Source organism: Scandinavium sp. (assembly GCF_036271055.1).
GTDB lineage: Bacteria > Pseudomonadota > Gammaproteobacteria > Enterobacterales > Enterobacteriaceae > Scandinavium.
On record NZ_DATBBJ010000059.1, the window covers coordinates 151,835 to 165,386 of the forward strand.

Annotated in this window: 16 protein-coding genes; 4 read left to right on the forward strand and 12 right to left on the reverse strand. The window is 53.1% G+C overall.

Features of this window, described 5'->3' with window-relative positions:
• Window positions 1–3 precede the first annotated feature (3 nt).
• Window positions 4–774 carry a molybdopterin-dependent oxidoreductase gene (locus tag VH187_RS08720; protein WP_329701066.1) on the forward strand — a complete coding sequence of 257 codons (771 nt, stop codon included), beginning with the start codon at window positions 4–6 and terminating at the stop codon, window positions 772–774.
• Window positions 775–813: 39 nt separating this feature from the next.
• Window positions 814–1,107 (forward strand): hypothetical protein, encoded by a 294-nt coding sequence (locus tag VH187_RS08725; RefSeq protein ID WP_329701067.1) that lies wholly within the window; start codon window positions 814–816, stop codon window positions 1,105–1,107.
• Between the two features lie 87 nt (window positions 1,108–1,194).
• Here the strand turns inward: VH187_RS08725 and rlmC are convergent, their stop codons facing one another.
• The 10 genes from rlmC to VH187_RS08775 all read right to left on the reverse strand — a co-directional run bounded on the left by rlmC (window position 1,195) and on the right by VH187_RS08775 (window position 10,092).
• Window positions 1,195–2,322, reverse strand: coding sequence for a 23S rRNA (uracil(747)-C(5))-methyltransferase RlmC (rlmC, locus tag VH187_RS08730; protein WP_329701068.1), 1,128 nt, complete (start codon window positions 2,320–2,322; stop codon window positions 1,195–1,197).
• A 42-nt stretch (window positions 2,323–2,364) separates the two neighbouring features.
• Complete coding sequence (locus VH187_RS08735) at window positions 2,365–2,838, reverse strand: YbjO family protein (protein ID WP_329701069.1); 474 nt, start codon at window positions 2,836–2,838, stop codon at window positions 2,365–2,367.
• A 75-nt stretch (window positions 2,839–2,913) separates the two neighbouring features.
• Window positions 2,914–3,759: a putrescine ABC transporter permease PotI gene (gene potI / locus VH187_RS08740; RefSeq protein ID WP_329701070.1), complete on the reverse strand. Its 846-nt coding sequence runs from the start codon at window positions 3,757–3,759 to the stop codon at window positions 2,914–2,916.
• On the reverse strand, window positions 3,756–4,709 hold the full coding sequence (potH, locus tag VH187_RS08745) for a putrescine ABC transporter permease PotH (RefSeq protein WP_329701071.1): 954 nt from the start codon (window positions 4,707–4,709) through the stop codon (window positions 3,756–3,758). The genes potI and potH overlap by 4 nt, the downstream gene beginning before the upstream one ends.
• 11 nt (window positions 4,710–4,720) lie before the next feature.
• Window positions 4,721–5,854, reverse strand: coding sequence for a putrescine ABC transporter ATP-binding subunit PotG (gene potG / locus VH187_RS08750; RefSeq protein WP_329701072.1), 1,134 nt, complete (start codon window positions 5,852–5,854; stop codon window positions 4,721–4,723).
• A 171-nt stretch (window positions 5,855–6,025) separates the two neighbouring features.
• Window positions 6,026–7,138 carry a spermidine/putrescine ABC transporter substrate-binding protein PotF gene (potF, locus tag VH187_RS08755; protein WP_329701073.1) on the reverse strand — a complete coding sequence of 371 codons (1,113 nt, stop codon included), beginning with the start codon at window positions 7,136–7,138 and terminating at the stop codon, window positions 6,026–6,028.
• Window positions 7,139–7,543: 405 nt separating this feature from the next.
• Window positions 7,544–8,032 carry a type III secretion system chaperone family protein gene (locus VH187_RS08760; protein WP_329701074.1) on the reverse strand — a complete coding sequence of 163 codons (489 nt, stop codon included), beginning with the start codon at window positions 8,030–8,032 and terminating at the stop codon, window positions 7,544–7,546.
• Between the two features lie 106 nt (window positions 8,033–8,138).
• On the reverse strand, window positions 8,139–9,041 hold the full coding sequence (gene rimK, locus VH187_RS08765) for a 30S ribosomal protein S6--L-glutamate ligase (protein ID WP_329701075.1): 903 nt from the start codon (window positions 9,039–9,041) through the stop codon (window positions 8,139–8,141).
• Window positions 9,042–9,098: 57 nt separating this feature from the next.
• The gene (nfsA, locus tag VH187_RS08770) at window positions 9,099–9,821 is read right to left on the reverse strand and encodes an oxygen-insensitive NADPH nitroreductase (protein ID WP_329701076.1); all 723 of its coding nucleotides are present in this window, start codon (window positions 9,819–9,821) and stop codon (window positions 9,099–9,101) included.
• Window positions 9,805–10,092, reverse strand: coding sequence for a DUF1418 family protein (locus tag VH187_RS08775; RefSeq protein ID WP_329701077.1), 288 nt, complete (start codon window positions 10,090–10,092; stop codon window positions 9,805–9,807). The genes nfsA and VH187_RS08775 overlap by 17 nt, the downstream gene beginning before the upstream one ends.
• Before the next feature lie 163 nt (window positions 10,093–10,255).
• Between VH187_RS08775 and VH187_RS08780 the strand changes: the two genes are divergently transcribed.
• Window positions 10,256–10,519, forward strand: coding sequence for a GrxA family glutaredoxin (locus VH187_RS08780; RefSeq protein ID WP_110509961.1), 264 nt, complete (start codon window positions 10,256–10,258; stop codon window positions 10,517–10,519).
• A gap of 15 nt (window positions 10,520–10,534) precedes the next feature.
• Here VH187_RS08780 and VH187_RS08785 read toward each other — a convergent pair whose 3' ends face one another.
• Window positions 10,535–10,909 (reverse strand): inner membrane protein YbjM, encoded by a 375-nt coding sequence (locus tag VH187_RS08785; RefSeq protein ID WP_329701078.1) that lies wholly within the window; start codon window positions 10,907–10,909, stop codon window positions 10,535–10,537.
• A gap of 260 nt (window positions 10,910–11,169) precedes the next feature.
• Between VH187_RS08785 and VH187_RS08790 the strand changes: the two genes are divergently transcribed.
• On the forward strand, window positions 11,170–12,855 hold the full coding sequence (locus tag VH187_RS08790; protein ID WP_329701079.1) for an aspartate:alanine antiporter: 1,686 nt from the start codon (window positions 11,170–11,172) through the stop codon (window positions 12,853–12,855).
• A 203-nt stretch (window positions 12,856–13,058) separates the two neighbouring features.
• Here the strand turns inward: VH187_RS08790 and VH187_RS08795 are convergent, their stop codons facing one another.
• On the reverse strand, window positions 13,059–13,421 hold the full coding sequence (locus tag VH187_RS08795) for a VOC family protein (protein ID WP_329701080.1): 363 nt from the start codon (window positions 13,419–13,421) through the stop codon (window positions 13,059–13,061).
• Window positions 13,422–13,552: the final 131 nt, after the last annotated feature.

Genomic DNA, 13,552 nt, shown 5'->3' on the forward strand with positions numbered 1-13,552 from the left:
ATTATGAAAAAGCCGACTTTTCTTTCTGAGAGCGATGCGCGAGATTTCGTTAAAGACGCCGAAAAATTACTTCTTCCGGACAGACGTCGCCTGCTGCGTCAGGGGCTGACACTCGGTGGCGTGATGATGCTGACCGGCTGCGATATCAGCGATAACGAAAGCGTAGAAACGGCACTCTCCCGCATGTCCCGCTTTAACGATCGCGTGCAGGGGTTCCTTTTCAGCCATCACAATCTGGCCCCGGAATACAGCGAATCTGAGATTACTCGCCCTTTCCCGTTTAACGCCTTTTACGGCCCGGAAGACATTCCGCAGGTTGATGGGCGCGACTATCAATTAGCCATTAGCGGCCTGGTCAGCCAGACCAAAAGCTGGACGCTGCCGGAGCTGTATCACATGCAGCAGGTCAGCCAAATCACGCGACATATTTGCGTCGAAGGCTGGAGTGCCATCGGCAAATGGGGTGGTGTGCCGTTCCATCAATTCTTAAAGCTCATTGGTGCTGATACGCGCGCAAAGTACGTCAGCTTCCGCTGTGCAGATGACTATTACACCAGCATCGATATGGCGACAGCGCTACACCCGCAAACGCTGCTGGCGTTGACCTGGGATGGTCAAATCCTGCCGCCCAAATATGGCTTCCCGATGAAAATCCGTATCCCGACCAAGCTCGGATACAAAAACCCTAAACACGTTTTATCCATTGAGGTCACCAATCGGTTCCCTGGCGGCTACTGGGAAGATCAAGGCTACAACTGGTTTGGTGGCAGTTAAAACACGACGCAGTCCACAACGTAAAAACGAGGAATGACCATGAAAAAATTGATGCTTGCAGCCGCTGCCGTTTCCGCCCTGATGATGTTCAACGTTCAGGCCGCCGACAGCATGAGCAAAGACAATATGTCCAAAGACGGAATGGCGATGTCTCACGATGGCATGGCAAAAGATGGCATGGCGAAATCGCACGATAAAATGTGCAAAGACGGCATGTGCAAAGACGGAATGAAAAAGGATGAAATGAAGAAGGACGAGATGAAAAAAGACAGCATGGGAAAAATGGATAACATGTCAAAAGACGGCATGAAAAAAGACGCGATGAGCCATTAATCCGTCAGTCAGCCGGGCCGCACGTTGTTTGCCCGGCCTGTCGCTCCCTTGTAAGCCGGGTCAGGCGTAGCCGCCACCCGGCTTTTTCTATCTGCGGACCAGTAAAGTCAGCACTTCATAGTGCGCGGTATGCGGGAACATATCGAACAACTGCACGCGTACCACACGGTAATCCGTTAAATGCCCAATATCCTGTGCCATCGTTTTCGCATTACAACTGGAATAGATAATAAACGGCGGTGCCATTTCGCTTAGATAATCACACAGCGCTTTGCCAATCCCCCTGCGCGGCGGGTTCACCAACACCAGTTCGGGCACGGCGTCTTGTGCGGTGGCGAACTGGGTTGAATCCAGCGCCTGAAAATGCAGATTGTGTAACCCCAATTCCGCTGCCGATTGTTTTGCGCAAGCGATGGCTTCCGGCGCAATTTCTATCCCGGTGAGTTTCATTTCTGGCGTCGCGCAGTGCAGACCAAAACCGCCTACACCACAAAACAGATCCCACATATGCTGCACCGGCAACTCGCGCACCCAGTCGCGCGCGGTAGCGTACAGTTGGCTGGCAACGGAGGGATTGGTCTGGAAGAAACTTTGCGGACGGATCCACAGCGGCACGTCGTTAAAACGCTCGGCCAGCGCGTGTTGTTCGGTCAGGAAAATTTCCTGCTCGCCTTCCATGATCGCCATATGCACCGGCTGAATGTTCACCGAAATCACTTTCAACTGCGGCAACTGCGCCTGCAACGCCGGAAGCGCGGCGCGGAATTGTTCCAGCTTGGCGTCTGAACGCAGCACAAAACGCAGCATCATTGCGCCGTCGAGCTGGCTTTCAGTCAGCAGCAAATATTTCAGCTCGCCACGTTTGCGAGCGACGTTGTACGGCGTCAGCCCTGCACGAGCGATAAAGGGTTTCAGGGCGGCAAATACAGGGGCAAACGATGCGGGATACAGCGGGCAATCACATAAATCTTCCGGCGTGCCATCGCGGTGCAACATGCCGAGCAGCGGTTTTTCTACGCTGCCACTGACCACCATTTTGGCTTTATTGCGAAAACCCGTCTCAGGGCCACTGACCGGAGCGCACCACGACTCTACCGCCGAAGCGGACAGCAGTTGCTGAAGATCCGCCATTTTGGCGGCAAGCTGTTCGGATACCGGCTGTTCGAGCCACTGACAGGAGCGACAGCGAGCGGCATCATAGAGTGCGCACTGCATAGATTGACCTTTGATATTTCAGGGTCCGGGATTGTAGCACCGTTATCGCAGACGGAAAAACCGGCGGCTGGAAGCCGGCACAAAAAGCAGCAACAGCACCAGAATATCCGGCAATTTTTGCATCACAAGCGAGCGGAATATTTCCCGTTTCGACTCACCCGCAATGCTGAACAGTTCAGGATAACCATAGCCTAGTGACGCGGTCCACAGATAACCCGCGGCGATCACCTGCGTCAGCAAATAGAGCCAGCGCGCCCAGTTTCGCCCTTTTACCAACGAAAACGCACACCAGATTTCAACGAACACCAACCCCAGACTCGCCATAAAGACCAGCGTCAGTGCCCAGGTTTGTACGCTGCGACGGACGAACTCCACCATGCCCATTGGACCAAGCAGATTCAAGAGCATGATTAAATCGAGAGCACGAATCAAAATAATAGCGAGCGCCGCCACCTGCACCAGCGCAGGAACGTTCAGACGGGCATGAGAATGTGACGTTTTAGAAAAAAATCGCAATTGTGGCCTTCCATGAAAACGTCTCCCCGGGAACGCCGAGGAGACGATGACACAACGCCAGTGATTTTATGCGGTTCAGCCGCGTCTTGCACGCTGGATATCGCGCACACGCTGCTTTTCAGACCTTGCCATGAGAAACCAGGCGATTAAACCAACAATTCCCACAACGCCGAGGATCAGCGTCGCCAGGGCGTTAATTTCCGGATTGACCCCCATTCGTACGCTTGAGAACACCAGCATCGGCAATGTAGTCGCCCCCGGCCCGGAAACGAAGCTGGCGATAACCAGATCATCAAGCGACAGCGTAAACGCCAGCAGCCAACCGGAGATCACGGCGGGCATGATCATCGGCAACGTGATGATGAAAAAGACTTTCAACGGCGTCGCGCCGAGATCCATCGCCGCCTCTTCAATCGAACGATCCAGTTCACGCAGTCGCGACGAAATCACCACCGCCACATAGGCGGTACAGAACGTGACGTGCGCCAGCCAAATGGTGAACATGCCGCGTTCCGAAGGCCAGCCCGTCGCATTCCCCAACGCCACAAACAGCAACAGCAACGAAAGACCGGTTATCACATCCGGCATCACCAGCGGGGCGGTAATCATAAACGCAAAACCGTTTGATCCACGGAAGCGCCCGAAACGCACCATCACGACGGCGGCAATAGTGCCGAGGATCGCCGCCATCGTCGCCGCACAGGCGGCAATGGTCAGGCTTAATCCTACGGCGCTCATCATCGCGTCGTCGTGAAACAATTCGCCGTACCATCGAGTTGACCAGCCCGCCCACACCGTCACCAGTTTGGAGCTGTTGAACGAGTAGATAACCAGCATCAGCATCGGCGCGTAGAGGAACGTGAAGCCGAGCACCAGAATCAAAATGCGCCACGGTGAGCGAACGACAGGTAAATTGTTCATCCGTGATCCCCCATCTGTTTTTGCTGATGTTTGTGGAACCACATGATCGGTACAATCAGCAGTAACAGCATCACCACAGCCACGGCAGACGCCACTGGCCAGTCACGGTTGTTAAAGAACTCCTGCCACAACACGCGCCCAATCATGATGCTGTCTGGTCCGCCGAGCAGTTCCGGGATAACAAACTCCCCTACCGCCGGAATAAATACCAGCATCGACCCGGCGATAATCCCGCCTTTGGTCAAGGGTACAATCACGCTAAAGAAGGTTTTCAGCGGCCTGGCACCGAGATCAAGCGAAGCTTCCACCAGCGAATAATCAATTCGCGTCAGCGCGGTATAAATCGGCAGCACCATAAAAGGCAAATAGGCGTACACGATGCCGATATAGACCGCCAGGTTGGTGTGCAGGATCTCCAGAGGCTGATCGATAATCCCGGTCCAGATCAGGAAATTATTCAGGATGCCATTACTTTTCAGGATCCCCATCCACGCATACACGCGGATCAGGAATGACGTCCATGAAGGCAAAATCACCAGCAGCAGCAAAATATTACGCGTAGACGGTTTGCTGTGCGCCACCGCCCACGCCAGCGGATAACCGAGCACCAGACAGAAAAATGTTGAAATCGCCGCCACCTGAAGCGACTGCAAATAGGCTTCGTAATAGAGCGGATCGCCCGTCAGTTGCAGGTAGTTCCCGATGTTGAGCGTTAATGTCAGCTGATCGTCAGCCCAATCAAAAAGATTAGTATACGGCGGTATCGCCCGCGCCAGATCGGCGAAACTGATTTTAAAAACAATCAGGAACGGCAGTAAAAACAGCAGAATAAGCCAGATGTACGGTAAAGCGATCACCAGCTTGCGCCCGTGCTTCATCTGCATTTTCGCCAGCCACACAGACACACCGCCTGGCTGTCTTGGGCGAACCGGAGGTTCTAATGTACTCATCGCGCCCTCCCCTAAACCGTCAGGACCACACAGCTGTCGGCATCCCAGCACAGACGCACTTCATCGCCCCAGGTCGGCTGACCTTTGCGATAACGGTGTTCATTCTGTAACTGAGCGCTGATCATCTGGCCGCTTTTCAGGCGAACGTGATAAATCGACAAATCACCGAGATAGGCGATATGCACCACTTCGCCGACCGCGAAGTTATAGCCATCGGCTGGCGGCTCTTCGCAGAGCATGATTTTCTCCGGACGCAGCGCCACATACACCGGCACGTTATCCACCACCGAAGTGTCGACATCCACTTTCAGGGGATGCACCAGGCCCGGCGAATCAATCACCAGTCCGTCTTCCTGACGGTCTTTCAGCAGCCCTTCGAACACATTCACTGAACCGATGAACTCCGCGCTATAGCGGGTGGTCGGGTGCTCATAAATCTCTTCCGGCTCGCCAATCTGCACAAACTTACCGCGGTTCATGATCGCGATACGCCCGGCCATGGTCATTGCTTCTTCCTGATCGTGCGTCACCATCACGCAAGTCACGCCGACGCGTTCGAGAATATCCACCACTTCGAGCTGCATCCGGTCGCGCAGTTTTTTATCCAGCGCGCCCATAGGCTCGTCGAGCAGCAGTAATTTCGGGCGTTTTGCGAGACTACGGGCCAATGCCACACGCTGACGCTGCCCGCCCGAAAGCTGGTGCGGCTTGCGTTTGGCAAACTCCTGCATGTGCACGATGGCAAGCATTTCGCTGACTCGCGCGGCAATTTCCGCTTTCGGCAATTTGTCCTGTTTCAGGCCAAAGGCAATGTTTTGCTCAACGGTCATGTGCGGGAACAAAGCATACGACTGGAACATCATGTTAATTGGGCGCTGGTAAGGCGGGACGTGCGACAGATCAACGCCATCGAGCATGATTTGCCCGGTGGTGGGCGTTTCAAACCCGGCAAGCATACGCAGCAGCGTCGATTTCCCGCAGCCCGACGCGCCGAGCAAAGCAAACAGTTCGCCTTTATAAATAGTGAGGCTGACGTCATCCACAGCATGCTGCCCGTCGAAAGATTTAGTCAGATTGCGGATTTCAAGCAGCGGGGTTAGCGCTTTACGCGTTTTCGCCTGTGGGCGTGGGATAGCATCGTTCACGGTGTTGCTCTCCGGCAAAAAAACATTTGTATGGTCCGGTGCCATACAAAGAACTTCACAGTGCAGATGCACTGACCTGGTGCGCTTTATGCTTGCCGGGCGGCACTTCATTTGCCCGGCCTACGCCACTTTGTAGGCCCGGTGAGCATCGCGCCACCGGGCAAGTCAGCCTTACTTACCGCTTTTCACCGTGGTCCACGAACGGGTGACGACACGGTCAATTTTTGGCGATAACACAGATTGGGTGAACAACTTCGCACGCACATCCGCTGGCGGATAAATGCCTGGGTTGTCACGCACTTCGGCATTCAGCAGCGGTGTCGCGGCTTTGTTAGCATTAGCGTAATAAACATGATTACTGATGTTCGCCACCACATCCGGGCGCAACAGGTAGTTCAGGAACTGATACGCTTCGTCGGTATTTTTCGCATCCTTAGGAATGGCGAACATATCGAAGTAAACCATCGCCCCTTCCTTCGGAATGGTGTAGGCAATGTTCACGCCATTTTTGGCTTCTTTCGCGCGGTTAGCCGCTTGCAGGATATCGCCCGACCAGCCAATCGACACGCAAATGTCGCCATTCGCCAGATCGTTAATGTATTGAGAAGAGTGGAAATAGCGGATAAAAGGACGCAGCTTCAACAACAGATCGTTGGCGGCCCCGCTGTAATCTTTCGGGTCTGAACTGTTAGGATCTTTGCCGAGATAATGCAGCACAGCGGCATAAACTTCGCTTGGCGCATCCAGGAACGAGACACCGCAGCTTTTCAGTTTTTCGAGATTTTCAGGCTTCAGGATCAGATCCCAGCTGTTCACTGGCGCATCTTTTCCGAGTGCGGCTTTCACTTTATCGACGTTATAGCCAATGCCGGTGGTGACCATCATGTACGGAATACCGTATTTATTATCGTGGTCGTTTTGCGCAACTAACTTAAGCATTTCCGGATCGAGGTTTTTGTAATTCGGCAATTTGCTCTTATCAATCGGCTGGAAAATACCCGCCTGCGCCTGACGCTCAAGGAATTGCGACGATGGCACCACCAGGTCATAACCGGTGCTGCCCGCCATCAGTTTGCCTTCCAGCACTTCGTTGGAATCAAACACGTCATACACCACTTTAATGCCGGTTTCTTTGGTGAAATTCGCCAGCGTGTCCGGGGCGATATAATCAGACCAGTTATAAATATGCAGCGTTTTTTGTTCAGCGGAGAGCGCACCTGCGGAGACTGCCATCAGCGCACCCGCCACCAGACCCGTTAACCATTTCTTGCTCAAAGCGGTCATATCTCTTTTCCTTCTCAACGTCCGTTAACATTTGGACCAAAATATACGCACATCGATGCATGCAAAATTCATGCATATTTTGTCAGTCTGCAAAGAAAAGGAGAAAGTTTCTCTCCCGGCCGGCACTGCTGGCGATCGCCTCAGGATATTACGCGCCGCATCCCGATAAACGCAGTGTTTCACGCGCCCTGTTAAGGCTTCGCAAGAATAACTTTAGCCAGGGTTCGCGGCTATAGCTCGGGTTAAAAAACGCCTTTTATCAATTTTTTATGCAAGATCACTTTATTGCATAAGCCATCAATGGCTTTGGAGTGGTGAATAATTCTTTAAGAAGAGGTTAACGGCAGAATATTGATGGGTTTTACGCAGCCGCCCGGGTGGCGACTGCGTGCATTGCAGCGGAATTTAGTGGAGAAAGTGGAATGTTGTCTCTTCGCCAATCTGCTCTTCATCTTCCTCTTCGTCGCCTTTAAACAGCAACTGATGGGAAGCGGCTTCGAGGATGACCATCGACACCTGTTCTTCGCTCTGACGGAAGAACCATTCAAACTGCTCGTAGGTCACGCCTACAGTCACCGACAGCGACTGACACACGACCAACTTAGGCAGGTTATCATCCTGAATATCGAGGAACGCTTTCACCGTCAGCGAACTGGCATTGATAGAGGAGAGGTCACCCGCCAGCGCCAACAACGCAGAAGGCTTCACTTCCGCCAGCGCGGAGAACAGCACCACGTTATCCAGTAAATCGAGTTTAGCGTCGAAAATGCCCTCAAAATTCTGCATATGCGGCAAGTGCAGGGCCTGACAGGTATCACACTCATAGAAGCTGATGCCCATTTCGTCGAGCCATTGACGTAGCGTATCCAGACCCGGAACGACGAGTGAATCCATAAACCGTGAAACCTCTTGCTGTGAAATAAAAGCGTAACCTGAATGAAACGCGTAACAGGTTACGCAAAAACGCGCTCAGATGCTATGAAACAGGTGAAATCCTGTGCTATCCACCCGTTTTTAGGCAAAAGCCTGGCCGGGCGTGACGTTCGATCCATTGGATCATTTTGCCCGCGATATCGACGCCAGTGGTTTTCTCGATCCCTTCTAGCCCCGGCGAGGCGTTCACTTCCATCACCAAAGGCCCGCGGTTGGCACGTAGAATATCCACCCCGGCAACATCAAGCCCCAGCGTTTGTGCGGCCCTGATCGCAATATCGCGTTCGAGTGGCGTGATGTCTGCCACCGCCGCCACACCGCCGCGATGCAAGTTCGACCGGAAATCGCCCTCTTTTGCGCGACGTTCAATCGCCGCTACCACTTCGTCGCCCACAACCAGACAGCGAATGTCGCAGCCTTTGGCTTCCTGAATATATTCTTGCACCAGAATGTGTGCGTTCAGCCCGCGAAACGCATCGACCACACTTTCAGCCGCCTGTCGCGTTTCAGCCAATACCACGCCAATGCCTTGCGTGCCTTCTACCAGCTTCACCACCAGCGGCGCACCGCCAACCATGTCGATCAGATCACGGGTATCATCCGGTGAATGCGCAATGCCGGTGATCGGCAAATCAATCCCCTGCCTCGCCAACAATTGCAATGAACGCAACTTGTCGCGAGCACGCGTAATAGCGACGGATTCATTAAGCGGATAGCTGCCGAGAATTTCAAACTGGCGCAGCGCGGCAGTGCCGTAGAAAGTGATGGCGGAACCAATACGCGGGATCACCGCATCAAATTGCGGCAGTTGACGGCCTTTGTAGTGAATCGACGAAGCCGCCGGGCTGATGTTCATATAGCAGGAAAGTGGATCGAGAATTTCGACCTGATGGCCGCGCTTTGCGGCGGCCTCACGCAGACGTTTACAGGACCAGAGGGTTCCGTCTCGGGACAAAATGGCTATTTTCACCCTGCACCTCACTGTGACCGCCTGAATAGCGGACAGACATTATATCTGTCGCTTCTTCTACCGGATAGCCCAGCCCTGCTTGTGCAGGTAGTCGAGAATAAACGGACGCGACTCTTTAACGATAGTGCGACGGATATGATCGCTCCAGGTATCTGCCCGGGTGTTGCTGCCGCGTGAAAGATAGTAGTTGGCTATCTCTTCGTCATAGCGCGCCAGCTCTGCTTTATCGACCGGCTGATAATGATTTTCGTGCACCACAATGCTGGCAGGCAGACGCGGCTTCACATCCGGATGGTCAGCGGGCCAGCCGAGGCACAGACCGAACAACGGCAGCACGTGTTGCGGCAATTTCAGCAGTTCAGTCACCGCTTCAATGCTATTACGGATCCCGCCGATGTAGACGCCGCCCAGACCCAGCGATTCCGCCGCAACCATTGCATTCTGCCCCATCAGCGCCGTGTCGACGGCTCCAAGCAGCAACTGTTCCGCGCGGCCTAAATGGGCGTCCGGGCAAATCTGTAAATGACGGTTAAAATCGGCGCAGAATACCCAGAACTCGGCGGCCTGTGTCACGTGCTGTTGTCCACCAGCCATCGTCACCAGCTGTTCACGCATCTGCGGATCGGTTATGCGAATAATAGAACTGCATTGTAAAAAGCTGGAGGTCGCAGCGGCCTGCGCACTGGCGATAATCGCCTCACGCTGCGCCTGCGTTATCGGTTCATCAGTGAAATGGCGAATGGAACGGTGGCTTAAAAGCAAGTCAATGGTCGGCGTCATCACGTTTTTCCTGGTCAGGCAAAGTCGGTTTATCGTTACGTTGCATCAGCTGTGGGGCAATGGTGTGTGCCATGCCGCGAAACAGCGCAACGGCGGCGGGAAGCATCAATACGATCCCCGCAAAAATCATTATTACTCCGGCCATTGGGCTTGCGAACGGCGCGGGCAAAGTGACGTAGTGTTTGAGTGAAAGCCAGGCCAGCACCAGCAGGACCATGCCAATGGCTTCGAGGATCAACACGCTTTTAGGCATTGAGCCGAGTGTGCGCATAGTCAGTCTCCGGTCGTCGAGTATAGCGGGGAGGATAGCAACTGTGTTTAGCGAAACAAGTCTTAAGGAATCAGAACGAAAGGCAGAACCTTCTTTCCACACATCGCCGAGACGGGCATCATAGCGTCATTCGCCGTCAGGCTAAGTTTCAGGAGAGAGAACAATGTTTACCGTTATTTTTGGTCGTCCGGGTTGCCCATACTGCGTTCGCGCGAAAGAACTGGCAGAAAAACTGACCGCCGAGCGTGATGATTTTAACTTCCGTTATATCGATATTCATGCCGAAGGGATCAGCAAAGCCGACCTCGAGCAGACCGTAGGCAAGCCTGTAGAAACCGTACCGCAGATTTTCGTGGATCAGACTCACATCGGTGGTTTTACCGAATTTGAAGCCTGGGCCAAAGAGAACCTCGGTCTCTACGCTTAAGTCTCTACGTGGGCGTTAACCGCGCCCACGCCTCGCCTCAATCAACCCGCTAATAAACAAGAAAAACAGCGCACCCAGCGCACACCAAAACACCGCACTGAAAATCCACGCCAGTTCCTGCAAAAACGATCTGTTCGAAAATATCCAAAACCGCATCACCACCAGACAAACCGGTGTCGCAAGGATCGCGCCCAATAAAGGCACCAGCACCCGCTGTTTCGACGACATAAAACTCGCCACGGCACCAGGGATAACAAAGAACAACAAGCCCAGTTCAGGATGTCCAGACGCGCGAATAGCGCCTTTCATATTCAGTAACAGAAAAAGGCACACCACAATAAAGAGGACAAAACAGCAGATAACGCCCGCCCAACCTCGTTCAGATCTCAAAATTCCTCCTGACTTTGTCTCTATCAACCTTCAATTACGCCCAGTTGGATAAAGTTTCCGGCATTCCCTGCCGTCAAGCACCTACATAAGGACAAACGATTGTGACTAGCCGCAGCTATCAGGAACGATTAAACTAGCGGCCTTAATTAGATGGTGAAACAGGCTGCTGTATTATTGATCTTAGCGAGCAGCCGGGGAAAACATTAGCCCAAATTACCATTCCTTTCAACAACTTACTCGTAAACAAGAAGTTAGCTTCCGTGAATATAAACGTCGCAGACTTGTTAAATGGGAATTACATCCTGTTATTATTTGTTGTACTGGCATTGGGCCTGTGTCTGGGCAAAATACGCTTAGGATCCATCCAACTCGGTAATTCCATTGGCGTTTTAGTGGTCTCTCTGTTATTAGGCCAACAACATTTTAGTATTAACACTGATGCGTTAAATTTGGGCTTTATGCTGTTTATTTTCTGTGTCGGCGTCGAAGCGGGACCTAACTTTTTTTCCATATTTTTTCGCGATGGCAAAAATTATCTGATGCTGGCGCTGGTGATGGTCGGCTCAGCGCTGGTGATGGCGCTAGGACTTGGCAAACTATTTGGCTGGGATATTGGCCTTACCGCCGGGATGCTGGCGGGTGCGATGACCTCCACGCCGGTTCTGGTGGGTGCAGGCGATACGCTGCGTCACTCCGGCATGGCGGGCAACGAACTGGCCTCTGCGCTCGACCATCTGAGCCTCGGTTATGCCCTGACTTATTTGATTGGCCTGGTCAGTCTGATCGTCGGCGCGCGCTATCTGCCCAAACTCCAGCATCAGGACTTGCAGACCAGCGCCCAACAAATCGCGCGCGAACGCGGCCTGGACACCGATTCCAACCGTAAAGTTTATCTGCCCGTTATTCGTGCTTATCGCGTCGGCCCGGAGCTGGTCGCCTGGACCGATGGCAAAAACCTGCGTGAGTTGGGCATTTATCGCCAAACCGGTTGTTACATAGAACGTATTCGCCGCAACGGTATTCTGGCGAACCCGGACGGCGATGCAGTGCTGCAAATGGGCGATGAAATTGCGCTGGTGGGCTACCCGGACGCACACGCCCGTCTCGATCCCAGTTTCCGTAACGGCAAAGAAGTCTTTGACCGCGATCTGCTCGACATGCGTATCGTCACCGAAGAAGTGGTGGTCAAAAACCACAACGTCGTCGGCCGTCGTCTGGCGCAAATCAAACTCACCGACCACGGTTGTTTCCTTAACCGCGTGATCCGCAGCCAGATTGAAATGCCGATTGACGACAATATCGTGCTAAACAAAGGCGACGTGTTGCAGGTCAGCGGCGATGCCCGCCGTGTGAAAACCATCGCCGACCGCATTGGCTTCATCTCGATTCACAGTCAGGTGACCGATCTGCTCGCCTTCTGCGCCTTCTTCATTGTGGGCCTGATGATCGGCATGATCACCTTCCAGTTCAGCTCGTTCAGCTTTGGCGTTGGCAACGCGGCAGGTCTGCTGTTCGCCGGGATCATGCTCGGATTCCTGCGCGCCAACCACCCAACGTTCGGTTATATCCCGCAAGGCGCGCTAAATATGGTGAAAGAGTTCGGCTTGATGGTGTTTATGGCAGGCGTCGGTTTAAGCGCAGGCAGCGGCATCGGTCACGGTCTGGGAGCCGTCGGTGGCCAAATGCTGGTCGCCGGTTTACTGGTGAGTCTGGTCCCGGTGGTTATCTGCTTCCTGTTCGGTGCATACGTTTTACGCATGAACCGCGCAATGCTGTTTGGCGCAATGATGGGGGCGCGTACCTGTGCACCCGCAATGGAAATCATCAGCGATACCGCACGCAGTAATATTCCGGCACTGGGCTACGCAGGCACCTACGCTATAGCTAACGTGTTGTTAACCCTGGCGGGTACGTTGATTATCGTCATCTGGCCGGGACTAGGATAAATCGGAAGAATGCAATAAGCAGAAAAATAAACTGTGACGCGCAGAACTTTTTGAATGGGCGTCAGTCATAAGTTATGCCACTGCTTTTCTTTGATGTCCCCATTTTGTGGAGCCCATCAACCCCGCCGCTCTTCGGTTCAAGGTTGATGGGTTTTTTGTTGCCTGAAATTCACTATCCTTTTTTATCAATGCCTTAAAATGGATCACCACGCCCCCTCTTCCCTCACCATATGTACGATATTGCACGGACTCATGATCCAGCCGCCTTTAAAGCCCTCGGGTAGCGGTTCAACGGTGTCACAGCGAATCACGCCCTGTTGTTGGAGGCGCTTTTCTGCCTGCGCAAAGTCCGGCGTATAGAGTTCCAGCCAAATTTCGGCCTGACTCATGGCTGGAGCTTCATCAATCCACAGCCTGTTTGGTCCGAGGATAAAACCCGTCGCGGGTGCTTTATCTGTGATTTCCTCAAGCCCAATCGTGTTGCGGTAAAAATCGAGCGTCTGTTGGTATTGGTGCGACGGCACTTTAAGCGCGATATCGATTCCACCATTCATTGTTGTCTTCATTCGTATGCCCTCAATTTAAGTGAGTCATTTTCGTACAAACGAACTTTCAGTATGATGCAGGAATTTCCAACTTACCCTTCATTCAGGTAGACCGTTTCGTTTATCTTCTTACCCGTTACACTTAGCCTATT